Here is a 24,941-nt window from a genome sequence, read left to right as displayed (position 1 = left end):
ACCACTTGGTGCATTGTGCTTACTCAGACGGTGAGCCATGATGGTGATTGATACGACTGAGTTTGCCTTTTTTGATCCATGTTTGCCATTGAGGTGCTCCGTTGTCCGTTGTTTCACAAGTGATATATTACACCAAAGGTGACTTTCTTCGTCGCCTGATAGCGATTGCTTTACCTATTACTTTGCAAAGCATCATGTTTTCAAGCCGTGGCTTAGTGGATGTGTTGATGCTGGGGCAACTGGGTGAAGCAGAAATAGCGGCGGTTGGTGTAGCAGCAAGAGCGACGTTTGTGACCACGATTATGCTCGTGGGAGTCACGACAGGAGGTGCGCTGTTAACTGCTCAGTATTGGGGGGCGGCGAATAAACAAGGAGTGAGAGAAAGTACGGCTTTGACTTGGTTGGTTTCGATGCTGTTTGCGGTATTGACGGTGGGTTTATTTTTGTTTTTCCCACAGCAAATTATGGCATTGACCACTGATTCGGATTTGGTTAACCAGTTGGGCAGTCAATATCTGATTATTACCTCTTTTAGCATGTTAGCGGTTGCCTGTGTCAGTAGCATGGCCGTTGGCCTACGTGCGATGCATAAGCCTGGCATTAGTACCTTTTTCAGTGGTATTGGTATTTTGGCCAACGTATTTTTGAACTGGGTACTGATTTTCGGTAAATTAGGTTTTCCCGCTCTCGGTATTCAAGGGGCAGCGATAGCAACCTTACTCAGCGGTTTTCTTGAAGTTGGCTGTTTGTATGGTTACCTATATTGGAAAAATCATCTATTAGCTTTTGGATTACGTGATGTAAAAGCGGTCATGGTTTGGCAGACCATTGAACGATTTTTGCGTCTATCACTACCAACAACGTTTAACTTTTTGGCATGGGCCGGAGGGTTATTTGTTTATCACGCCATCATGGGTCAAAGTGGAGTGCAAGGTCTGGCTGCTTTATCGGTCATGACGCCTGTCGAATCTATCTCTTTGAGTTTTTTGATTGGAATGTCCAATGCAGCCGCGGTACTTATTGGTAACCAGTTGGGCGCGAAGCAATATGATGCGGTCTATTATCAAGCGATTGGCGTCACGGTGCTCAGTTTACTGTCAGGTATACTGGTGGCGATGGTCTTATTTATTGTGCAGATCCCTGTCTTAAATGCTTTTAGTGCCTTGACCGAAGAAACTCGTCTGTTGGCAGAAAAATTCATTGTTATTTTAAGCCTTGGTATTGTCTTGCGCTCCGTTCCGATGACGGTGATTGTGGGGGTGCTTCGTGCTGGTGGTGACGTCAAATTTTGCCTTGGCCAAGATGTGGTGGCGCAGTGGATTATTGGGATTCCTCTCGCGGCGATTGCCGCTATTTATTTTAACGTCAAACCTGAATGGATTTATTTATTATTTCTAGTTGAGGAAGTGATTAAATGGGCAGGGTCATTATGGCGAATGATCAGTAAAAAATGGATGCGAAATTTGATCGGAAACTAGACACATAACAACAAGTTGATGCAATTGTATTCATATTATGTGATCTATAGCCAAAATACTTCCTACCTGAAGGGATTTAGTGTAGATTCTCAATCCTATTTTAAGCAACGGTGTGAGCGGTTTAATGTTACAGCTGATAGACCTGAGCAAGGGTTTTGTGGATGGTGATGAGTTCCACCCTGTGTTACAAGGTGCAGAGTTGACGTTAAATCAAGGAGATCAGTTGGCATTAATGGGTGAGAGTGGCTCTGGAAAAAGCACCTTGCTTAATTTGATCGCTGGTTTAGATAGTGTCGACTCGGGAGAGATTTGGTTTCCCGGATTTGCTATGCATAGTACATCGGAGCATAAACGTACCGCTTTTCGTCGTAATAATATTGGTCACATTTTCCAACAGTTTAATCTGTTGCCGACCTTAAATGTCGCCGACAATATTCGCTTCTGTCGTCAGCTCAAAGGGCTACCCGAAGATCAAGAGTTGCTAAGACAAATTCTCTCATCATTAGATTTAATGCCATTATTGGGGCGTTATCCTGAAGAGGTGTCGGGTGGGCAACAGCAACGTGCAGCCATTGCTCGTGCTTTGTATATGGAACCAAAAATTCTTTTAGCGGACGAGCCAACCGGTAGCCTTGATGAACGCAATGCTGAAGCGGTGATGCGTTTACTGACCTCATTAACTCGACAGTTAAAATGTACCTTATTGTTGGTCACTCACAGTGAAAAAGTAGCGCAGCACATGGAAGGTTGCATTCGCCTACAAGGAGGAAGGTTGCATGTTATTGCCCGTAGTTAAAGCGTTACTTGGGCATTATCGGCGCTATCCGTTACAAATATTCCTCGTTTGGCTGGGATTAACACTCAGCGTTTCTCTATTAGTTGGCGTTACTGCTATTAATCATCATGCAAAACAAAGTTATCAGCATGGTGAAAAGCTGTTTACTCATCCTCTGCCTTATCGCATTCGTCCTAAACACATTGCTAACAAAATTCCTCAAGGCTTTTATGTTCAGTTACGTCGGGAAGGCTTTCATCAATGTGTACCTATCGACCATTATCGCTTAACCACAGCAACCGGGACAGAATTCACCCTTTTAGGGATTGATCCGGTGGCGATGTTACCTCTTAATAATCGTCAACCATTCAATGAAATTAGTACGTTAGCCTTATTTAAACCACCACATCCGATTTTAGTCAGCGATGGTTTTGCAACGTTACAAGGTTGGAGCAATGGAGACTACATTCCATTACAGGATGGTAGTTTGCTTGGTCCGCTATTAATTGATACTAATGGCTTGATTAATGGCACACGAGTCGTTGCTGACTTGTCATTGGTGCGCAGCATCCGCCAAAGTTCCGGTTTATCGGTGATTGCATGCGGTGATATGCCGAAAGAGAAATTGCAGGCATTAACCGATAGTTTACCTAATGGCATGGCGTTGGTACGTACAACGCGCAGTGAGTTAGAGTCACTAACACGAGCTTTTCATATGAATTTAACGGCGTTAGGGATGCTCTCTTTTATCGTCGGTATGTTTATTTTTTATCAAGCCATGTCATTATCATTGATTCAACGTCAACCACTTGTTGGCACCTTAAGGCAAACGGGAGTATCGGGCTGGCAATTAGCACAAGCATTATCGATTGAATTGTTTGGTTTGATTTTAATCAGTTGGGCTTGTGGTAATGTCTTAGGTTTGGTACTGGCTAATCAATTATTACCTTCAGTGTCTGCTAGCTTAAGCAATCTGTATGACGCGAATGTTGGTCTTTCTGTTGGGTGGGACTGGCGCTGGAGTAGCTATAGTTTATTGATGGCGACTTGCGCCGCTTTAGCGTCTTGTGCTTGGCCGTTAATTCGTTTGCTCAAGTCTCAACCTATCCGTTTAACCACGCGTTTATCCATGGTTCGTTTTGCTGGTGCAGAATTTACTTTGCAAGGATTCGTTGCTTGTGGCTTGCTTGTTTCAGCGATTGCGATTTATCAGGCGCCGAAAAGTCAAACCTCTGGGTTTGTGATCATCACTTTAATGCTATTGAGTGCCGCGTTGTTAACGCCTTATTTTATTTGGAAACTATTTATCAGCTTTTCTTATACTTTACGGGGAGTAAAAGCACGCTGGTTTTTTGCTGATGCAGCAGCGAGTATGAGTTATCGAGGGGTGGCGACGATGGCGTTCATGCTAGCGATGACGGCGAATATTGGTGTAGAAACCATGGTGGGTAGTTTTAGAGATACCACGGATAAGTGGTTGAATCAGCGATTAGCTGCAGACATTTATCTCTATCCAACTAATAGTGCTGCGGTACGAATGACACAGTGGTTAACTCAGCAACCGGAAGTGCAAGAGGTGTGGCATCGTTGGGAAAAAGATCTCGCGAGTGATAAAGGCATGCTGCAAATTGTTAGTACAGGTGCTTCTGAGGGAGAGCGGCAATCATTAACGATTAAAGTAGGGGTTCCGGATTATTGGTATCTTCTTCATCAATCTCGCAGTGTAATGATCAGTGAATCGATGGCGTTACGGCTTGGCATTCGGCCGGGTGATTATCTCGATTTATCGATGCCTTTAGGGCAACATTGGCTAGTGGTCGGCGTGTATTACGATTATGGTAATCCTTACCATCAAGTCATGATGTCTCACCAAAGTTGGTTGCACGGTTTCATGAGCAGTGGCAACGTCTCTTTGGCGGTGACGCTACACTCTGAAAAGGCGACGGAAGGCGAGGCATTACTAAAGCGTTTAAACAATGTCTTTCGTCTTAATTCTGAACGTGTGTTTGATAACAGCTCTATTCATCATCAAGCCATGAAGGTGTTTGATCGTACTTTTGCCATTGCCGATAGTTTGAGTAGTATTACGCTGTTTATTGCGGTGTGCGGGATTTTCTTTGCAACCTTAGCGGGCGAAGTTTCCCGTCTGCGGCATATCTCCCTTCTGCGTTGTTTAGGCGTATCCGGAAAAGAATTAGTGGTGATTGGTGCATTACAGCTATTGGTGTTTGGAATAATAGCGTTGTTGATCGCTTTACCGCTCGGTTTAGCATTGGCAACCTTAGTGATTGATGTGGTGATCCGTTACTCATTTGGATGGAGTATTGAACTGCAAATGATGCCAGCAGCTTATGCAAAAACGGCTATGTTATCGATGTTGGCGTTGATTATTTCTGGAGCGCTTCCCGTGATGCGTTTGGTTCGTCAGTCTGCGATTAAATCATTAAGAGACGCATTATGAGTAATACTATGAATCACAAGCGATGGCTGATAGTGGCTGTTTTGGTCGCACTTGGTTCATTGATTGGATTCCTTGTCAGTCATTTTTTGACCTCATCGACTGACCGTTTGTCATCGGTGACTCATTTCATCGATGAGCAACAGGCTTTTGCTTTTCCCTCTGCCGATAATCCCGTGCGTTTGCCACAAGATTTCGCTTTGCATCCCCAGTATCAACATGAATGGTGGCATGTTTTCGCTAATGTACAAGATGAACAGGGACAAGAGTACGGGATAGTATGGAATTTCTTTAAGTTGGCGAACGATTCTGAGCAAGGAGTAGGGTGGCAAAATTCACAGCTATTTTTATCGCACGTTGCGGTGGCTAATGCTTATCAAGTTTGGAAGGAGCAGCGTATTGCTCGTGGAGGTATTGGTCAAGCTGATGTAACGACTCCGCCATTCCGTATGTGGATCGATAATTGGCACTGGCGATCACTCAGTGCTGGACCATTACCGAGTCAGTTAGATATTGCAACCGATACCTTCGAGTTATCCATGCATATGGCACCGAAAGGCCCTTATATTCTACCGGGTCAACAAGGGTATCAGCGCCGACAGAATCATGATTCAGCACTCGCTTCTTACTCGGTGTATGCTCCATTTGTGTCTATTCAAGGGACATTACGCTTAACACCGAATACACAACCGATCGCTGTTCGTGGTCAGGCTTGGATCAGTAAAGAGTGGGGGAGCCGGATAATAGACCAAGAGCAACAAGGTTTAGACTGGTTTGTACTGTATCTTGATCCGCAGCGTACCTTAAGTATCACTCGACATCGTTATCCGAATCAAAGACCTCACATTTATGGCACCTTGGCGACGAAAGAAGGAAAAGTGACTCATTTAACCGAACAAGAGATCAAGATGATACCACTTCCTTCACGTAAGCTTGCTAATGGAAAAACGTTACCTTTACAGTGGCAGGTTGTGATTGATCAAGAAAATATTGATATCACCGTGAGCCCACTGAACGCGAATCTTTGGTTGGATTTTACTCAGCCTTATTGGCAAGGCGCTATCCATTCTCAAGGCTCACATTCGGCTCGTGGATTTATGCAGTTAACCGGATATTAGCTTGGTTATCAGTGGGGCGTTGTTATTGACAGCTTGATGAGTTATTTCATGCCCAGAGTGTCATCCTTTGGTTAGCCAGTCGTCTAGTTCTTTCTCCATCCTCTAGTTTTGCCTTGTATTGGTCGCTATAAGGCTATCTGTTCATTTCATGGCGCCTTGACTTTTACGATATTCGGAAATTCTTGGTTTTATGTTAATTCTGTTATTTCAATTTCATGATAAATAAGTGTTTTTACTTTATGGCTAATGGATTATTTCTTATCAAACATATTTTATTACACTCTTTATGAATGAATTAACAACGGAAATTACGTTACTTTTGTCTTTATAGATCGGATTTTTCGATGTTTAATTTCACTAGAAGCGATTTTTCAACCGAGCAGTGAGTGGGTAGACTCAATCTTATCTTCTTGTACCTGATTTAGTTGGTTTAGTGTCACTAGGTGCATTTCATCGTTGATTCTTATCATCACAAAGGACGATATCCCCATGATACGCATGATTCGTAGTTTCTTTAAAACAGAAGCCGTGGGTGGAGTGTTATTAGTTATGGCTGCGATTGCGGCTATGTTGATCGCCAATTCACCTGTTAATGAGCTTTATCAGCATGCTTTGCATGCTTATGTCTTCGGTATGTCTCTCTCTCATTGGGTCAATGATGGGCTCATGGCGATTTTCTTTTTATTAATTGGCCTGGAAGTAAAACGCGAATTAATTGAAGGATCGCTAAAATCAAAAGAGCAGGCTTTATTCCCAGCCATTGCTGCTCTAGGAGGAATGTTAGCTCCAGCTCTGGTTTATACTTGGTTTAACTCTGCCGATCCTACTGCAAGCCAAGGTTGGGCGATTCCCGCGGCAACTGATATTGCTTTTGCTTTGGGGATCATGGCGTTACTGGGTAATCGAGTGCCTGTCAGCTTGAAAGCTTTTTTATTAGCGTTAGCGATTATTGATGACTTAGGGGTGATTATTATCATTGCCCTGTTCTATACCAGCGAATTGTCGAGTTTAGCATTAGGATTGGGCCTACTGACGGCGGGAGGTTTATACTTGCTTAATCGTTACAACGTCACCTCATTGCCGCCATACTTGATACTGGGTGCGATATTATGGTTCGCCGTTCTACAATCGGGTATTCATGCGACTCTTGCTGGGGTAATGATTGGTTTTGCGATTCCTTTACGGGGTAAACAAGCCGGATCTTCATCACCATTAAAGCACTTGGAACATCGATTACATCCATGGTCAACGTTCGCTATTTTGCCATTGTTTGCTTTTGTAAATGCGGGGATTTCGCTAGAAGGAATATCGTTAGCGGGATTAACATCAACGCTGCCTGTTGGTGTGGCGTTAGGGCTTTTCGTCGGTAAACCGCTGGGCATCTTTACCTTTAGCTGGATCTCCGTCAAATTAGGGATGACAAAGTTACCCGAAGGCATTGATACTCGCCATATTTTTGCTGTCTCGGTGTTATGTGGTATTGGCTTTACGATGTCGATCTTTATCTCATCGTTAGCGTTCGGTCACGCTCATCTTATTTTGGATAATTATGCCCGTTTAGGTATCTTGATTGGCTCAACGGCGGCGGCACTGGCTGGGTATATTATGTTACGTGCTACGCTTCCGAAAAAAGTATTGCTTGATGAGCCTATTTTGATTGAGGAGATAAAAGCGAAGTACTAATCACTGAGCTTTTTGCCAGTCTAATCGATGGATTAAACATAGTGTGATTGGATAGTGACTTAATGTTTCAAGAGATTGCTATCCTATGGTATTCGAGCCTTATTTAAGGAGATACTAGGGCTTGTTGATGATTCAATCGTAGTTATCGGTGAGAGCAGTAACGTTAGCTCTAGCCGCTGATCGGTCTCGATTCATCGGCTCTATTTTGCTTTGTGTCTGCACTTGATGATTGACATAAAAACCGTTTGAAACGGTCAATATACACTCAGAAAGCATAAAACTTTGTTTTTATGCTTTCTTGTTTTAGGGAGAGTAAGCTACTCTTCATGTAAGTTATTTATATTAAAGTATTAACCTTGTAGGGGAATACATAATGCTGTTCGCCATCGCCGTTCAGCTTTATTTTTAGTGTGGTTGTCATTTAATCACTTGCATTAGGGAAACGAACCCTTGTTGTCTACAGCAGGATTTCGACGTTTGGAGGTCATTAGATGCTATTAGCATTAATGTCAGGTTTTATTGTTGCTTTTTTTGTACCTTGGCTGTACCGCCAATTAGGTGATCGTGCAGTATGGTGGGTTGCGTTGCTTCCTGCTTTACTGTTTGTGTATTTCTTAGGCTTTGTCCCACAGGTCACGGCTGGGCATAGTTTATTATTCTATTACGATTGGATTCCGTCATTAGGCATTTCACTGGATATTCGGCTTGATGGGCTGAGTTTATTATTCGCGTTACTGATCAGCGGTATCGGTACTTTAGTCGTCGTTTACGCGGGTAGTTACCTGTCAGGTCACGCGGATCAACGTAAACTGGTGATGTATCTTTGTGCATTCATGGGGGCGATGCTTGGTGTCGTGTTAGCTAATAACATTATGGCGATGTTTGTTTTCTGGGAACTAACCAGCATCACGTCATATATGTTGATTGGTTTTCATCATGATCAAGAGAAATCACGTAAATCTGCACTACAAGGGCTATTTGTTACCGTGGGCGGTGGCCTTGCATTAATGGCGGGAGTGATACTACTCGGTCAGATTGCTGGTACTTATCAGTTGGATCAAATTGTCCGTCAAGGGGCGGAAATCCAGCAACATAGCCTATTTCTACCGATGATGTTACTGGTGCTGGCGGGCGCATTCACGAAATCTGCCCAAGTGCCGTTTCATTTTTGGTTACCAAACGCTATGGCGGCTCCTACACCTGTAAGCTCGTTTTTGCATTCCGCAACGATGGTAAAAGCTGGTATCTATTTGATGGCTCGTTTACAGCCCGTCATGGCCGGAGACAGTACATGGATGATGTTGCTTGTTAGCGTCGGTGGATTGACGATGTTAGTTGGCTCTGTGATGGCGGTAACGAGTACCGATCTCAAACGTATTTTAGCTTATACCACGGTTGCTTCTTTAGGCACCTTAACCTTGTTAATCGGGATTGGTACGGAAGCGGCGTTAATTGCCGCCATGGTGTTTTTATTGGCCCATGCACTGTACAAGGGCGCTTTGTTTATGGCCGCAGGTACGGTTGACCATGAGACAGGAACCAAAGACATTCGTCAGTTGAGTGGTTTACGGCGCAGCATGCCACAGACGGCGATTTTTATGTCGCTGGCGGCGTTAGCTTTAGCGGGTATTCCACCGGTTTTCGGTTTTATTGCTAAAGAAGCGATGTTAGAAGGATTACTAACCAGTCCATGGCAAAGCGCACTACTGTTTGTGGGGGTAGTCTCTTCTATCTGTTTAGCGGCTTGTGCTGGATTAGTGGCGATTAAACCGTTTTGGGGACCAGTGATCACAACCCCTAAAGAGGCTCATGAAGCTCCTTTTGCCATGCGGGTCGGTTTTTCACTCCTCGCCAGTTTGGGCTTAATCTTTGGTTTGATTCCCTCACTGGTATCACCACTTATTACGGTTGCGGCCTCGGCAGTCTCAGGGCAGGTGATTGACCCTATTTCTCTCGCATTATGGCATGGATTTAATTTGCCTTTATTGCTCAGTGCCGTCGCATTAGCAGGGGGCTATTTACTCTTTAAACGCTGGAGCCGTTTAGCGCCTACAGCCAGTTTAGCTAAGCCTTTACTTAACTATGGCCCAGAAAAAGGCTACGAACTCTTTATGCAAGGGTTGGTTATTTTTTCTAAGTGGTTAACGGGACGTGTGCAAAATGGTTATCTCTCCAATTACATTTTAACCATCTTTATTACCACCATTGTATTAGTTGGCTACACCATTGCTACGCGCGTTGGTTGGTACGGGACGTTAGATTTTTCTGGGGTGGAGATTTATGAAATTCTGATCTCGGGCATTATTATTGCGGTGGTCAGTTATGCCTGTATCACTTCACAACGTTTAGGTGCCGTTGCAGCGATTGGTGCATTAGGTTTTAGTATGGCGTTGATCTACGTCTTCTTTAGTGCGCCTGATTTGGCGATCACTCAGATACTGATTGAAACGCTAACGGTCATCATGTTGGTCTTTGTATTGTTCAAATTGCCGCGTTTTCAACGTTTATCAAGTTCAGATGTACGTTGGCGTGATGCGCTTGTCGCGATCGTCTTTGGCGGCATGATGACATTGTTGGTGATGACCGTGACTCAATTTGCCGAACCCGATAGGATAAGTGATTACCTAATTGAAAACAGTTATGTGATCGCAAAAGGACGCAATATTGTTAACGTGATACTGGTTGATTTCCGAGCGCTAGATACCTTGGGTGAACTGTTTGTCCTTGCCTTAGCTGCCATAGGGGTAACGGCGATGATCAAGTTGGAGAAAAATAAACCATGAAAACGGATAGCGCGTTAATTCTACAAGTCGCGGCACGGTTTCTATTACCCATGCTGTTGCTGTTTTCGATCTTTTTATTGCTGCGTGGGCATAATGAACCCGGTGGGGGATTTATCGCTGGTCTCGTTGCATCCAGTGCTTTTGCTTTGCATCTGTTTGCTTTTACTCCAGTCCAGACTCGACGTCTAATCGGTGTCGATAGTTCACAACTGATGGGCGTTGGACTAATGATTGCTATGTTTAGTGGCGTGATTGGTGTGATTCTGTCTGGCAGTGAATTTTTAACCAGCGTCTGGTGGACGGTTTATCTACCAGGTGTCGGTGAATTGAAACTGAGTACGCCATTGTTATTTGATATTGGGGTTTATCTGGTCGTGATTGGTATGGTGACGACGTTATTACTGACCCTTGCTGAAGTGGAGGATTAATTCATATGACCACTTTATTTGCTTTCGTCATTGGTGGCCTTTATGCAGCGGCACTATTTATGATGTTACGTCGCAGTATTGTTAAGCTCGTTATTGGTTTAATGATTTTATCTAACGCCGCTAATTTACTGATTTTTACTGGCGGTGGATTAGTACGGGGAGCTCCTCCGTTGATCCCCACGGGGATGACGGTTCCGTTTGCTGACATTGCCGATCCACTGCCACAAGCTTTGATCTTAACGGCAATTGTGATCAGTTTTGGCGTACTGGCTTTTGCTGTAGTACTGATACATCGTGCCTATAAAGTTATTGGTGCGGATGACATGAACAAAATGAAGACGACAGATACTCAATTATGATGTTATTAATGCCTATTCTTATTCCTATGTTTGCAGCGGCATTATCGATGGTCATTTGGCGTCATCGAAAGCTGCAACGTTGGGTTAGTGTGCTTTCCAACTCCACACTGTTGATTGCTACGTTGATTTTATTCCATGACGTTTACGTCAATGGAATTCAAGTCACGTATTTGGGGGGATGGCAAGCACCGTTTGGTATCTCCATGGTCGCCGATTTACTGGCGGTGACGCTGGTGACCTCTTCTGCTTTTGTTGCGTTATGCGTTTCCATCTATGCCTTGGCAACGATGAGCGAAGAGCACGAAGCGTTTGGTTTTTATCCTCTATTGCATTTGATGTTAGCGGGGGTTATCGGGGCTTTCTTAACTGGCGATATTTTTAACCTCTATGTTTGGTTCGAGATCATGCTGGTTGCTTCATTTGGTTTGTTGATCCTTGGTGGTGAGCGAGCTCAAATGGAAGGGGCACTGAAGTATGTAACCTTAAACTTATTGTCATCTGCGTTATTTTTATCGGCTATCGGTTTGTTGTACGCTTATGCGGGTACATTAAATATGGCCGATTTGGCGCAGAAGCTAGCGGCTTCAGAGAACCCACAGATTGTTACGTTAATCTCGCTGCTCTTTTTGGTGGCGTTCGGGATTAAAGCGGCAGCGTTTCCATTGTTTTTCTGGTTGCCAGCGTCTTATCACACACCACCAGTAGCGATTTCTGCGATTTTTGCTGGCTTATTAACTAAAGTCGGTGTCTATTCGCTCTATCGTGTTTTTAGCTTAATTTTTATCTCCGAGGTGGAATTTACTCACCAGACGATTTTGTTATGGATGGGGATCTTCTCCATGGTGGTTGGTGTGTTAGGAGCGGCGGCGCAATTTGAGGTTCGACGTATCCTCGCTTTTCACAGTGTGAGTCAGATTGGCTATATGCTGTTGGGTTTAGCGTTATTCACACCGTTAGCTATCGCAGGTGGTATTTTGTACGTTGTCCATCATATGATCGTGAAAACCAATTTATTTTTGATCAGTGGTGTGATGTATCGTCGTCATGGTAGTTATCAACTGGATAAGCTAGGTGGGTTGTACCGTAGTGCGCCTTTATTAGCTTTCTTGTTTGCTATCAGCGCGGCATCGTTAGCTGGGCTTCCACCATTCTCTGGTTTTATTGCTAAATATGTGGTGATAACTGGAGGGATTGGCATTAACCATTGGATTGCGGTAGGTTCTGCATTAGCGGTTGGCCTTCTAACACTTTATTCAATGATTAAAATTTGGGCAGAGGCTTTTTGGAAGACGTTGCCTGATGATGCGCAAACGAATTCACCGATGAGCGATAGCGAACGTTTTTGTATGTATGTTCCAATCATCCTTATGGTGTTAATGAGTGTGACCATCGGTTTATGTGCAGAATGGTTCATTCAGCTGATGAATGCTACCGCTGAGCAGGTGATGAATCCACAAGTTTATATTGATGCGGTACTTGGAGGTCAGTCATGAAAGCCTTTGGATGGAATATGCTGCTTGCCTTGGTATGGCTCATTTTATCGGGTACCTATACCATCTCTAACTTATTTGCTGGAATGCTAATGAGTTATGTGATTTTGGCTTATTTGCTACGAGATAGCCCCACTTTTAAAGCCTATTTTAAAAAATTACCGAAAGTGATCAGTTTTGGACTGTTTTTCATTTGGGACTTAATTAAGGCTAATGGGCGAGTGGCTTATGATGTATTAACGCCAACGCATTTAATGAAACCAGCCGTGATTGCGATTCCTCTCGATTTGCGAGACGAAGGAGCGATCACCATGTTTGCGACATTAATTACCGTAACACCGGGATCTTTGGCATTGGATGTGGCTACTGATAGAAGCGTGCTGTATGTCCATTTAATGTACTTCGAGAATGAAGCTCGTCAGATTGAAGAGTTCAAGCGTCTTGAAGCTCGTGTGATTGATTTACTGGGGTAACAGACTATGTTGAATATTGTTTATACCCTTTGCTTTGCCATGCTAGCTATTAGTTTGGTTTTGGCAACGGTACGTTTATTAAAAGGCCCGTCCTTGCCTGATCGGGTGGTGGCTTTAGAGTTAATGACTTCCTTAACGGTAGGTTTAGTCGTGCTTTATAGCATTCGCTATCAACAACCTTATTTTATTGATGTAGCGATTGTACTGGCCTTAACGTCGTTTATGGCTGCAGTCGGTTTTTCCCGTTATTTAGAAAAACGAGGACACAGAGACGATGACTGATTTAATTATTGCGATACTCATTCTTACCGGCTCATTTTTAATGTTGCTTGCAGGGATCGGTATTAACCGTATGCCCGATTTATTGACTCGTATGCATGCAACGACTAAAGCTGGGGCATTGGGTGTTGGCTTGATGGTGGTTGCGTTTGCTGTGGTTAACTGGGGAGACATGGCCTTTGTGGTCCGAGCCCTCGCTGTAGTGGTATTTGTTATCTTGACGGCACCGATTGCTGCTCATGTTTTAGCTCGCGCGAGTTATTTTGTTGGCGTACCACAGTGGGATGGGGTTGTGAAGGACGTAATTAAAGAGCGTTACGATCTTGAAACTCACGAACTGGCCAGTCGTCATTTACCTATCAAAGAAACCGTGTCTGCAGAGCAAGACAAAGACGATAAACGTCAAGAGTAACGGATTCCGTCCATTCTTTATTCCTCTTAATAATCAACCTCTAGCGTACTGATGATGCGTTAGAGGTTTTTTTATAACCCATAACTCGATTGTATCCACTATGTTGTGACTATTTGGCGGAATAATGGAATAAAAACCATTGCGAACGCGGTCAATTTTATGTTACCGTCCGCCTCAATCTCGGACTGTGTTTTCTGGGGGATACGCGTGGTGAACATTCAAGCTGATTGCGGCACCACGTAGGGTAGGTATCAGTAAGCCTTTTGCTGATAGACGGGATACTCTTGCTGTGGAAACAGCATGTGAATGGGAAACCCAACATTGAACTCACTTAACTTACACACATTAATCATCAGCTTTGTGCTTCCTCTATGCCCTGTTTATCAAGACAGTAGCATAACCGAACCTTGATTCTCTGTTTTAGTGATTTGCCATTTACGTTAATGGTCCGTATTCCGAATGTGTCTTACGACAGCATCGGAAATTTTGCTATTTGTCATTTTTCCTCGTACGACGATGAACAATGGACAGAATTTTAACCATTTCAAGGGGACGAAGATGAGTACAGCCTTTGAAGTCGATAACACTATCGCAACCTGTTTTTCCAACCAAGTACCTATACTAGATGGTCTTTATGATCTGACGCCTGATCAAGTGTTGCTTGATCAAGCCGAACATGAATCTGCAGTACGTTCTTATCCACGTCGCTTACCGATTGCGATTAAACAAGCTTTTGGCTGTTTAGTGGAAGATACTCGTGGACAGCTTTTCCTCGATTGTTTAGCTGGCGCAGGAACCCTTGCGTTAGGTTATAACCATCCTGAAATCAATCAAGCGTTGAAAGACCAGCTAGACTCTGGCTTGCCTTATCAAACCTTGGATATAGCGACTACGGCAAAAACCCATTTTATTAAAACAGTGAAAGGATTTTTACCGGCGGAACTTGCTGAACAATGTGTTATTCAATTTTGTGGTCCTTCTGGTGCAGATGCCGTCGAAGCCGCGATTAAATTGGCTAAGCAAACGACTGGCCGCAATACCATGTTTGCGTTTCGTGGCGCTTACCACGGCATGACCAATGGTACGATGGGCATGATGGGTAATCTCAATACCAAAGCACGTCGTACTGGTTTAATGTCCGATGTGCATTTTATGCCTTTCCCATACAGTTTACGTTGTCCGTTTGGTCTCGGTGGTGATGAAGGTGCCAAAGCCAGTATTCGTTACATCGAGCGACTATTAAATGACGATGAAGCTGGGATCATGAAACCCGCTGCGATCATTGTGGAGCCAGTACAAGGCGAAGGTGGGGTTATCCCTGCGCCAGCGTTTTGGCTACGTGAATTGCGCCGTATCTGTGATGAACATGGTATTTTACTGATTTTTGATGAGATTCAGTGTGGCGTAGGTAAATCGGGTTATCACTTCGCGTTTGAAGAATCAGGCATTATTCCTGATGTACTTTGTTTATCAAAAGCGATTGGTGGTGGTTTACCCATGTCGATTTTGGTCATCAATAAACAGCACGATACATGGCGTCCAGGTGAACATACGGGTACTTTCCGTGGCAACCAATTAGCGATGATTTCCGGTGCTAAAGCATTAGAAATTATTGCCCGCGATAATTTGGTTGAACATGCCAATATTGCTGGCCAATACCTACGTATGGGATTGGAAAATATTCAACGCCGTGTGAATTGCATTGCCGAAGTGCGTGGTAAAGGCCTCATGCTGGGCTTAGAGATTCAAGACCCAAGTGGTGAGCTGAACAAATTTGGTGAGCCTAAATCGGCACCACAATTAACTTTAGCCATTCAACGTGCGGCATTAGAACGCGGATTAATTGTTGAGAAAGGTGGACGTGATGGTTCGGTCATTCGCTTCTTGCCACCGTTGATCATCTCTTTCGAGCAAATTGATTTTGCTCTGCGAGTCCTAGAAGAGGCGATTTTGGCGGCTGGTGGTTGCTTGAAAGATCCTGAAGCTGCGAATGACCAGTGGAAAAAGCACTTTATCCATACTGGACATTTAGGTAGTCAAGAATTTGCTCAAGTAATGAATCACACCACAGCGGCAATGAAAGCGGTGTTTGAGCAAGTTAATGCACCTTATTCAGGTTTAGAGCCAAAACTGCTTGAAAATGCGATTAACGCGGTTGATCTGGATAATAAAAATGCCTCTTTGCGCGATGTTATTTCGGACACCGCAGAGCTGATCGCTAAAAACTCGATCATTGTTCAACATCCAGACTGTATTGCTCACTTGCATACTCCGCCGTTAATGCCATCGGTGGTGGCTGAGGCGATCATCGCGTCACTCAATCAATCAATGGATTCTTGGGATCAGTCCTCGGCGGCAACATTTGTTGAGCAGAAAGTCGTTGATTGGATGTGTGAAAAATACCAGTTAGGCGCTCAAGCGGACGGTATTTTCACCAGTGGCGGTACGCAAAGCAACCAAATGGGCTTGATGTTAGCTCGTGATTGGATTGCCGATAAATTAAGTGGCCATTCAATTCAAAAGCTTGGCCTACCTGACTATGCCGATAAGCTGCGGATTGTGTGTTCGAAAAAATCACATTTCACGGTGCAAAAGTCCGCTTCTTGGATGGGTCTTGGCGAAAAAGCTATTCTTGCTGTGGATGCACTGCCGAATGGTACGATGAACGTCACGCAGCTAGACACTGTGATTAATCAAGCGAAAGCGGAAGGTTTAATACCTTTTGCTATTGTCGGCACCGCTGGCACAACTGATCATGGTGCGATTGATGATTTAGTGGCGATTGCTGATGCAGCTCAACAACATGATATGTGGCTGCATGTTGATAGTGCTTATGGCGGTGCGCTGATTTTGAGCAGCCATAAACAGCGTTTAAGTGGTATCGAACGCGCTCACTCTATTAGTGTCGATTTCCATAAGCTGTTTTTCCAAACCATTAGCTGTGGTGCTTTGCTACTGAAAGACAAGCATAACTTTAAGTATCTGCTTCATCATGCGGATTATTTAAACCGTGAACATGATACTTTACCGAATTTGGTCGACAAATCGATAGCAACAACCAAGCGTTTTGATGCTTTAAAAGTATTTATGACCATGCAAAACGTGGGACCACAGCAAATGGGTGCCATGTATGATCATTTACTTGAGCAAACTCAACAAGTGGCTCAGTTAGTTCGTCAGCATGACGCTTTTGAACTGTTAGCTGAACCTTGTTTATCTACCGTGTTATTCCGCGCGGTAAACACACAAGCGTCTGATTTAGATGAACTGAATAAAACCGTTCGTCTGCAGGCCTTGGTACGCGGTGTCGCTGTACTTGGCGAAACCATAGTGGATGGCAAAACGGCTTTGAAATTCACAATCTTGAACCCATGCTTAAAGATTTCAGATTTTGAATCTTTACTGGCTAAAATTGAAACTCTAGCGGTTGAGCTAGCGAAATAAAGGTAACGGATACTATGTCAATTCTACAGATTGGTGCGGGCGGTGTTGGTTGGGTAGTTGCTCATAAAGCAGCACAAAACAATGACGTACTGGGTGATATTACCATTGCTTCTCGTTCTATCGGGAAGTGTGAGAAGATCATTGAATCCATTAAAGGTAAAAATAACCTTAAAGATTCGACTAAGAAGCTAGAAGCTCGCGCAGTGGATGCTGATGATGTTGCAGCTTTGGTCGCCTTAATCAATGAGGTGAAGCCAGATTTAGTTATTAACGCTGGTCCTCCTTGGGTTAACGTCACAATTATGGAAGCTTGCTACCAAGCGAAGGTCTCTTATTTGGATACTTCAGTGGCTGTTGACTTATGCACCGAAGGGCAGCAAGTACCAGAAGCTTACGATCCACAATGGGCGTTTCGTGATAAGTTTAAACAAGCAGGCATTACCGGTATTTTGAGTGCTGGTTTTGATCCAGGTGTGGTTAGTGTGTTTGCGGCTTATGCTGCTAAACATTTATTCGATGAAATTGATACCATCGACGTGTTAGATATTAACGCAGGCGATCACGGTAAAAAATTCGCGACTAACTTTGATCCGGAAACTAACTTACTGGAAATTCAGGGTGATTCTTTCTATTGGGAAGACGGCCAGTGGAAAAGCGTTCCTTGTCATACCCGTATGTTGGAGTTCGATTTCCCTAACTGTGGTAACTTTAAAGTCTATTCAATGTCTCATGATGAGATCCGTTCGCTACAAGAATTTATTCCAGCTAAGCGCATAGAATTCTGGATGGGCTTCGGCGATCGTTATCTGAATTACTTTAACGTAATGAAAGATATTGGTTTATTGAACCCAGAGCCATTAACTTTGCATGATGGAACCGTAGTGAAACCACTGCAAGTATTGAAAGCCATGTTACCCGATCCAACGTCACTCGCACCGGGCTACACGGGATTAACTTGTATTGGTACTTGGGTGCAAGGTAGAAAAGACGGCAAAGAGCGCAGTGTCTTTATCTATAATAACGCTGATCACCAAGTGGCTTACAAGGATGTTGAGCATCAAGCGATTGCTTACACGACGGGTGTACCTGCGATTACCGCTGCGCTACAGTTTTTCCGTGGTGAGTGGGCACAAGCTGGTGTGTTCAATATGGAGCAGCTAAACCCAGATCCGTTCTTAGAAACCATGCCATCGATTGGTTTGGATTGGGATGTGATAGAGCTAGAACCGGGTCAACCAGAGATTAAAATTCTCAAGTAATTGGCACGATAGTTTTTGGGATTATTGGGTAAATCACCCAGTTCCAAGACTGGATAACACGATGCTCAGTTCAGAGATATAAACATACAGTGTGTTTAAAACAGCGGCTACTCGGTAGCGGCTGTTTTTTCCTTTTTAGGATATTTCCAGCGGTTTAAGCCATTGGATATGAACAGGAATAAAATCAAATGCAAAAGAGTGAATTAAACACCCCTTACTTCATGATCGATGAAGCGAAGTTGATCGCTAATTTGGAAATCGCTAAGCGTTTAAAAGAGCGCTCAGGGGTTAAATTAGTGCTGGCATTGAAATGCTTCTCGACTTGGGGCGTGTTTGACATTATTAAGCCTTATCTTGACGGCACTACCAGCTCAGGGCCATTTGAAGTCAAGCTAGGTTATGAGAAGTTTGGCGGTGAAACACACGCTTACAGTGTTGGTTACAGTGAGCAGGATGTAAAAGAAGTCGCTGATATTTGCGATAAGATGATCTTTAACTCTCAATCTCAGCTGGCCGCTTATCGCCACTTGGTAGAAGGTAAGGCATCGCTAGGTTTACGGTTGAATCCGGGAGTGAGTTATGCGGGGCAAGACTTAGCCAACCCTGCTCGTAAATTTTCTCGTCTCGGTGTGCAGTTTGATAAGCTAGATAGCAGCGTTTTCGACACTATCAATGGTGTGATGTTCCACATGAACTGTGAGAACAAGGATGTAGACGCATTTATTGCGTTGCTTGATGCTATTTCTGAAAAGTTTGGTGCTTATCTTGATAAACTCGACTGGGTAAGTCTTGGTGGTGGCGTATTCTTTACTTGGCCGGGCTATGATGTGGATAAACTCGCCGATGCGCTGAAAGCGTTTGCTGATAAGCACAAGGTGCAGTTATACCTTGAACCGGGCGAAGCGATCATTACCCAAACGACCGATTTAGTCGTTACCGTGGTTGATATCGTGGATAATGAGATGCAAACCGCGATTGTTGATTCGGCGACAGAAGCGCATCGTCTTGATACTTTGATTTATCGCGAACCAGCATCGGTGCTTGAAGCCAATGAACAGGGTGAACATGAGTATGTGATTGGTTCTTGCTCTTGTCTTGCTGGTGATCAGTTCTGTGTTGCCAAGTTTGCTGAGCCATTACAGATAGGTCAAAAGTTGCATATTATGGATAGCGCCGGTTATACCATGGTGAAGCTGAACTGGTTTAATGGCCTAAAAATGCCATCAGTGTATTGCGAGCGTCGTGATGGACAAATCATTAAGTTAAATGAGTTTGGTTATCAAGACTTTAAACGTTCTTTATCTCAGTGGTCGGTTTAATCGCTGATTACTTAGTACTAAAAATGAGCATTGAAAAAGTAGGGAGGCTTCTGGCCTCCCTCTATTCTCTGTGTGATTTTTAAGATTCTAACATTACCCGAGTATCTTCACTGAGTGCTTCCAGCTCTTTGATGACATCTTCAATTCTAATTTCGGCCGGTAAGCGGATAGCCATGGTTGAACTAAATAGGCTTGAGCTCACGCCACCGCCGGTTGCTAAAAACACTCGCTGACAATCCATATCAAGAATATTGATCCCTTGCCCATCAAGTAAATGGGTGATTTCATTGACGATCCCAAACCGATCATTCGCATCTAAGCGGACATGATAAATTTGCTCTTCTTGGTTTGTTTGTGCTTCACAATCAATAATTTGTACCAGCAATTCAGAGTGAGACTGAAAGGCGGATTTCACTATGTCCGCGTTGTTTTGCGGTACTTCAATTTTAATTACTGCAGCAACTTGATTGTCAATAAAGTTAACTTTACTGATTAACCATTTACCTTCATTTTCATGAGTGATCGCCGCTAATTGTTTGATCGTTGCGGCGGTGGCTGTGCCAACAAAGTTTACGATAAAAGTACTGTTCATTATGACCTCCTAGCATAGCCTGAGCGCTTATGATTAGTGTAGGAGGTTCTGATGAATAAAAATTGAGGTGGGTCAATATTTGCAAAAAGGACATCGATCAAGGTCTGATAATTCTATTTATTACTGCACAGTTATTCGGTCAGGTGGCCTTTAGCGAAAAAATCACCCGGAACATTACCTTAAAAAGAAATTTTAAAATCAACACCATAGAACTGACGGTCGTATTTCGCACCGGAATCGAGAGCAAATTTAGCGGCATTGCTGTCGCCAAACCAAGGTGTACTTTGGAAAGTCACTTCAGCGCTACCTCCCCAAGCATCGCTAACCCAGCTGTGAATATGCCCTACAGGATTTAATAGGAAGAGGCTGACGCTACCTAAACGTTGAGAGCCAAATACTTCACCACCATTGGCGACAATATCTTGCTCTTTTTCAAACATCAGTTCGCCGACCACGGCTCCAAAGAAGGGGGTAATAAACAGATCTTGCCAAGAGGGCACTTCAGCAAAGGCTTCAACGCCATATTCCCAAAAGAAGCTCGACATCGTGGCCGAATACAGAAAAGACTCAAATTCATTAAATCCAGCATGTCTTGCTGCGGTGTAGTAAACACCACCAAAATAAGGGTGCATAATATAATTCAGAAAATGCTCATCGCGATCCCATGTTGGCCCAGAAGTGACATTGTCTTTCCACTTTCGGCCTAAACCACTCAGATTACGATCCTCTTCATCCCATTTAGTGATTGATTCAGGAAGCAGAGTCATCAATCCTACCGTCGCAACGCTGAGTCCTAATATGGTGTATGTTTGACCTCTTAAATATGCCCAGTCTCGAGTATCTGAAATCGTTAAATAACGAGGCAAAGAAGGATCTTCAGCTTTGAGTGTCGGTTGTTGCTGTAATGGTGTAACAAAAGTGAGTTGCGAAGGAACTACGGCTTCTGGCTGATGACAAACGACTTGTAGACAGTCGACATTATAAGATAACTCTATATGTTGGGGCATTTGATAGTACGCCGCATTGGCATAAGAAGTGCAAGATAATAGCAATGCAAGACTATATTTTTTAGGCACAAAACGCTCCAATCATTAAATAACTAATTGTTGATAGGGTAAAGCGGTTAAGTTTTCAGCTCGCTCAACACACTCAATGGGTATAAAAAGGTAATTATCCATGAAAATGCTCGTGATGAAAATGATCAATAGGTTTATTCATCGAACGACTAATGATTTGCGTGCATTTTCAGCGTTCAAGTATAGCTTGGTTCGGATTAAAGCATCTAACCAAGTATATCTAATGCTATCGGTTGGTTATACTGATAGCCATAATGAAAAATAAGTACTCAAATAAGGTCAAACTATGCTCAAGATAGCAATGTTAAGTACTGGAGAAGAGGTATTGCATGGTGACATCGTCGATACCAATGCAGCTTGGTTATCACAGCTATTTTTTGAAAATGGTTTTAGTCTCACTAAGCGTTCGACGGTAGGGGATAGCCAGTCTGCTTTAGTCGAAGAGTTATTGATGCTGAGCTTCAATAATCAGATCGTTATTGTGAATGGTGGGTTAGGTCCAACCAGCGATGATCTCAGTGCAGCGGCAGCAGCGCAAGCCGCAGAACAAAGCTTAGTCCTATTTCCAGAATGGGTTGAAGTATTACAACGTTTTTTTGCTCAGCGTAAAAAAACTATGCCAGACAGTAATCTTAAACAGGCGATGCTGCCAGAGAAAGCGATTCTGATTGATAATCCAATTGGTACCGCTTGTGGATTTAAATTGTCTATCAATGATTGTTGGTTTTACTTTACTCCCGGAGTGCCAAGCGAATTTAAGTTAATGGTGCAACAAAAGATTTTGCCTGACTTAAAACAGCAATTTCCGCAACACATTGGTTTCGAGTGCAGCAAACTGTATACTTTTGGTAGCTCGGAGTCTGGGCTTTCCGATAAGCTTGAAAAGTTACAACTTCCACAAGGCTATCAACTTGGCTATCGCTCGTATCTGCCATTTATTGAAATTAAACTTTTTGGTCCAGCGAATGATTTAGCAACCCGCGTTAGAGTATTACAACTGATTCATTCACATATTGAAGCTTATGTGGTGAGTGTTGATGAACCGATGCTTACGCATATTGGTCATCTGCTAAGAGATAAAAAACTGTCATTATCGATAGCTGAGCAAGCAACTAAAGGATGGCTTTCCTATTGGTTACTCAGTGATGAACAGATTGCTCGCTTAAGTGGCCACAGTTGGATATTGAGCCATGGAGCAGAAGCTGGATTAAGTGAACAAGAGCCTCTTGCTGCGGTATTTGCGTTGGCGGGAGCGACAAAAGAAAAGTGTGCTACAGATCTGGCGTTAGTGAGTGGCCCCCTGCAAGACGATACGTTTTGTGTGGCTTTATCGACTCCTCATGGGGAGTGGGCTCAACAATTGACATTTAATCGTACTTATTCTGCTGACGATCAAAAACAGCTGATCGCAACCATTGCGGGGGATATGCTACGCCGCTATTTGTCGGCGAAGCCGATATTTGCTCACTATAGCAGCGTCACGAACCTGAAAGAGCTGCATTTACCAGCCAGCATGCTCAATAAATGATCTTTTCGATCAGATAAGGCTGTGATTTGCCAACTTATTACTAGAGATGTTTTAGATAAGCCGCAGTATGCTTAATTAGTCTAAATAGTAACCGTTTGATTTACTGGTCCTTGCCTATTTTGCTGAAAAAATGATCGACCCAACGAGTGAATTTGTCTGTAGACTAACAACTCGCTCGATTCATTTCGGCAGGAGGCTGGTATGTTCCATCAATCTAAAATTCTCGTTTGGTATAAAGTCGCAAGTCAAAAAGTGATCTTAGGTGAGGCGTTAATTCACCAACATCAAGATGTGGTTTCACTTTGGCTGCATACCCCGATAGAAGAGCCGAATAGAGAGGATTGCTCACCTGATCACTATGGTTATCAATTGTCTCTATTTGATGATGGGGGAAGGGAGATTGCGCAAAAAACCGTATCAGGAAGTACCGTTGATCGGTTGTTATTTGGTATTAAAGCCAGCGCATAACGCTTGCTGGCTTAGGATAAGCAAGAGAAATTAAGCGCGCTTGGCTTTTGGGCGATAATTCACCCCAACCAGCTCAAGTGCGCTTTTTGCTTTGCAGATACAAGGTAGAATTTCATTACCTTGCGTATAAGCCATCGCAAAACCAACATATTCCACTTCACCAGAAACGAGGGTACAGCGGCACGCGCCACAGTGCCCGTCTCGGCAGTTATATTCAGGCTCTAACCTCGCTTGTTCCATGCTTTCTAGCAGCGTATTAGAAGAATTAGACTCAATGGTTAAGGTATTGTTGATTTTGATACTGGCCATTACAGTTGGAAATCCTCAAAGTCATCAGCATTAACTTCATTGTCAATTTGACCGACTAAGTAGGAGCTTATCTCCGCTTCTTGTGGCGCTACTTGAACATTATCAGAAGATAGCCACGCATTAATCCAAGGGATCGGATTACTGGTTGCTTTTGGATAAGCGGGTTCTAAACCAACAGCTTGCATGCGGATATTAGTAATGTATTCAACATATTGGCATAATATATCGCGGTTTAAACCAATCATTGAACCATCTTTAAACAAATACGCTGCCCACTCTTTTTCTTGTTCAGCGGCTTCTTTGAACAAATCAAAACATTGCTGCTTACATTCTTCAGCGATTTGCAAGAAGGTGAAATCATCCAATCCGTTACGCAGCAGATTAATCATATGCTGTGTACCGGTCAGGTGTAAGGCTTCATCACGAGCAATCAATTTAATGATTTTCGCATTCCCTTCCATCAGCTCACGTTCGGCAAACGCAAATGAACAGGCAAAACTAACATAAAAACGAATCGCTTCTAACGCGTTAACCGACATCAAGCAGAGATAAAGCTTTTTCTTTAGATCAATCAGGCTAACGTTAATGGTTTCACCATTAAGCTGGTGTTTGCCTTCACCAAAACGATGATAGTCATTGGTCGCTTGGATTAAGTCATCGTAGTAATGGGCGATGTCTTTTGCGCGTTTAAGGATATGCTCATTTTCAACAATATCATCAAATACAACCGCAGGATCATTGATGATATTACGGATGATGTGCGTGTAAGAGCGAGAGTGAATCGTTTCAGAAAATGACCACGTTTCAATCCATGTTTCAAGCTCAGGTAATGAAACTAACGGAAGGAGAGCAACGTTTGGGCTGCGTCCTTGAATAGAATCGAGCAGAGTTTGATATTTTAAATTAGAGATAAAAATATGTTTTTCGTGATCGGGTAATTTACCGTAGTCGATTCGGTCGCTGGATACATCGACTTCTTCTGGTCGCCAGAAAAAACTTAATTGTTTTTCGATCAGTTTTTCGAAAATTTCATATTTTTGCTGGTCATAACGAGCAACGTTGACTGGTTGACCAAGAAACATAGGTTCTTTTAATTGGTCATTTTTTTTCTGAGTAAAAGTGCTGTAAGCCATAATGGTTTCATCCGTTTAGCCTCTTACGGTGTAAGAGGCATACAAATTATCAGTGAAATAACATGCCAAAAAGTTGT

21 protein-coding genes are annotated in these 24,941 nt (G+C 43.4%); 17 read left to right on the top strand and 4 right to left on the bottom strand.

The genetic code is table 11. The features are described from left to right. Positions 1-101: 101 nt before the first annotated feature. The 15 genes from BSR11_RS05475 to nspC all read left to right on the top strand — a co-directional run bounded on the left by BSR11_RS05475 (position 102) and on the right by nspC (position 19,758). Positions 102-1,478 carry an MATE family efflux transporter gene (locus BSR11_RS05475; RefSeq protein ID WP_072669455.1) on the top strand — a complete coding sequence of 459 codons (1,377 nt, stop codon included), beginning with the start codon at positions 102-104 and terminating at the stop codon, positions 1,476-1,478. Positions 1,479-1,602: 124 nt separating this feature from the next. Further along, entirely contained in the window at positions 1,603-2,274 is a 672-nt protein-coding gene (locus BSR11_RS05470) for an ABC transporter ATP-binding protein (RefSeq protein ID WP_072669454.1), read from the top strand. Beyond that, positions 2,255-4,714, top strand: coding sequence for an ABC transporter permease (locus tag BSR11_RS05465; RefSeq protein WP_072669453.1), 2,460 nt, complete (start codon positions 2,255-2,257; stop codon positions 4,712-4,714). Before BSR11_RS05470 ends, BSR11_RS05465 begins: the two co-directional genes overlap by 20 nt. 8 nt (positions 4,715-4,722) lie before the next feature. Further along, positions 4,723-5,829: a lipocalin-like domain-containing protein gene (locus BSR11_RS05460; protein WP_240004042.1), complete on the top strand. Its 1,107-nt coding sequence runs from the start codon at positions 4,723-4,725 to the stop codon at positions 5,827-5,829. A gap of 489 nt (positions 5,830-6,318) precedes the next feature. Continuing rightward, a complete protein-coding gene (gene nhaA, locus BSR11_RS05455; protein WP_072669451.1) occupies positions 6,319-7,512 on the top strand; it encodes a Na+/H+ antiporter NhaA in 1,194 nt (397 codons plus the stop codon). Positions 7,513-8,003: 491 nt separating this feature from the next. After that, a complete protein-coding gene (locus BSR11_RS05450; RefSeq protein ID WP_072669450.1) occupies positions 8,004-10,295 on the top strand; it encodes a putative monovalent cation/H+ antiporter subunit A in 2,292 nt (763 codons plus the stop codon). Next, a complete protein-coding gene (locus BSR11_RS05445; protein ID WP_040904350.1) occupies positions 10,292-10,723 on the top strand; it encodes a Na+/H+ antiporter subunit B in 432 nt (143 codons plus the stop codon). The genes BSR11_RS05450 and BSR11_RS05445 overlap by 4 nt, the downstream gene beginning before the upstream one ends. A gap of 5 nt (positions 10,724-10,728) precedes the next feature. Then, positions 10,729-11,082, top strand: coding sequence for a Na+/H+ antiporter subunit C (locus tag BSR11_RS05440; protein ID WP_072669449.1), 354 nt, complete (start codon positions 10,729-10,731; stop codon positions 11,080-11,082). After that, entirely contained in the window at positions 11,079-12,575 is a 1,497-nt protein-coding gene (locus BSR11_RS05435; RefSeq protein WP_072669448.1) for a Na+/H+ antiporter subunit D, read from the top strand. The genes BSR11_RS05440 and BSR11_RS05435 overlap by 4 nt, the downstream gene beginning before the upstream one ends. Continuing rightward, complete coding sequence (locus BSR11_RS05430) at positions 12,572-13,045, top strand: Na+/H+ antiporter subunit E (RefSeq protein WP_040904346.1); 474 nt, start codon at positions 12,572-12,574, stop codon at positions 13,043-13,045. The genes BSR11_RS05435 and BSR11_RS05430 overlap by 4 nt, the downstream gene beginning before the upstream one ends. Before the next feature lie 6 nt (positions 13,046-13,051). Further along, positions 13,052-13,327 (top strand): MrpF/PhaF family protein, encoded by a 276-nt coding sequence (locus BSR11_RS05425; protein ID WP_072669447.1) that lies wholly within the window; start codon positions 13,052-13,054, stop codon positions 13,325-13,327. Beyond that, a complete protein-coding gene (mnhG, locus tag BSR11_RS05420) occupies positions 13,320-13,736 on the top strand; it encodes a monovalent cation/H(+) antiporter subunit G (RefSeq protein ID WP_072669446.1) in 417 nt (138 codons plus the stop codon). The genes BSR11_RS05425 and mnhG overlap by 8 nt, the downstream gene beginning before the upstream one ends. A 558-nt stretch (positions 13,737-14,294) precedes the next feature. Further along, positions 14,295-17,180 (top strand): pyridoxal phosphate-dependent class III aminotransferase, encoded by a 2,886-nt coding sequence (locus BSR11_RS05415; protein ID WP_072669445.1) that lies wholly within the window; start codon positions 14,295-14,297, stop codon positions 17,178-17,180. Positions 17,181-17,194: 14 nt separating this feature from the next. Continuing rightward, the gene (locus tag BSR11_RS05410; RefSeq protein WP_072669444.1) at positions 17,195-18,439 is read left to right on the top strand and encodes a carboxynorspermidine synthase; all 1,245 of its coding nucleotides are present in this window, start codon (positions 17,195-17,197) and stop codon (positions 18,437-18,439) included. 188 nt (positions 18,440-18,627) lie between these two features. Further along, on the top strand, positions 18,628-19,758 hold the full coding sequence (nspC, locus tag BSR11_RS05405) for a carboxynorspermidine decarboxylase (protein ID WP_072669443.1): 1,131 nt from the start codon (positions 18,628-18,630) through the stop codon (positions 19,756-19,758). 79 nt (positions 19,759-19,837) lie between these two features. Here nspC and BSR11_RS05400 read toward each other — a convergent pair whose 3' ends face one another. Together BSR11_RS05400 and BSR11_RS05395 are read right to left on the bottom strand one after the other, a co-directional pair. Continuing rightward, positions 19,838-20,350, bottom strand: coding sequence for a glycine cleavage system transcriptional repressor (locus BSR11_RS05400; protein WP_004395364.1), 513 nt, complete (start codon positions 20,348-20,350; stop codon positions 19,838-19,840). A 179-nt stretch (positions 20,351-20,529) separates the two neighbouring features. Next, entirely contained in the window at positions 20,530-21,426 is an 897-nt protein-coding gene (locus BSR11_RS05395; protein ID WP_072669442.1) for a DUF3943 domain-containing protein, read from the bottom strand. Between the two features lie 286 nt (positions 21,427-21,712). Here BSR11_RS05395 and BSR11_RS05390 point away from each other — a divergent pair, with 286 nt between their 5' ends. Together BSR11_RS05390 and BSR11_RS05385 are read left to right on the top strand one after the other, a co-directional pair. Beyond that, complete coding sequence (locus BSR11_RS05390; RefSeq protein ID WP_072669441.1) at positions 21,713-22,954, top strand: CinA family nicotinamide mononucleotide deamidase-related protein; 1,242 nt, start codon at positions 21,713-21,715, stop codon at positions 22,952-22,954. Positions 22,955-23,155: 201 nt separating this feature from the next. Then, a complete protein-coding gene (locus BSR11_RS05385; protein WP_072669440.1) occupies positions 23,156-23,422 on the top strand; it encodes a 30S ribosomal protein S6 modification protein in 267 nt (88 codons plus the stop codon). A 30-nt stretch (positions 23,423-23,452) separates the two neighbouring features. Here BSR11_RS05385 and yfaE read toward each other — a convergent pair whose 3' ends face one another. Together yfaE and nrdB are read right to left on the bottom strand one after the other, a co-directional pair. Next, entirely contained in the window at positions 23,453-23,731 is a 279-nt protein-coding gene (gene yfaE / locus BSR11_RS05380; protein ID WP_072669439.1) for a class I ribonucleotide reductase maintenance protein YfaE, read from the bottom strand. Next, positions 23,731-24,864, bottom strand: a complete 1,134-nt coding sequence (nrdB, locus tag BSR11_RS05375) for a class Ia ribonucleoside-diphosphate reductase subunit beta (RefSeq protein WP_072669438.1) — start codon at positions 24,862-24,864, stop codon at positions 23,731-23,733. Before nrdB ends, yfaE begins: the two co-directional genes overlap by 1 nt. Positions 24,865-24,941: the final 77 nt, after the last annotated feature.

Origin of the sequence: Vibrio injensis, from assembly GCF_001895205.1 — a bacterium.
Lineage (GTDB): Bacteria > Pseudomonadota > Gammaproteobacteria > Enterobacterales > Vibrionaceae > Vibrio > Vibrio injensis.
The sequence above is the reverse complement of the archived record's forward strand: the minus strand, read 5'-3'. Positions and strand labels throughout refer to the sequence as shown.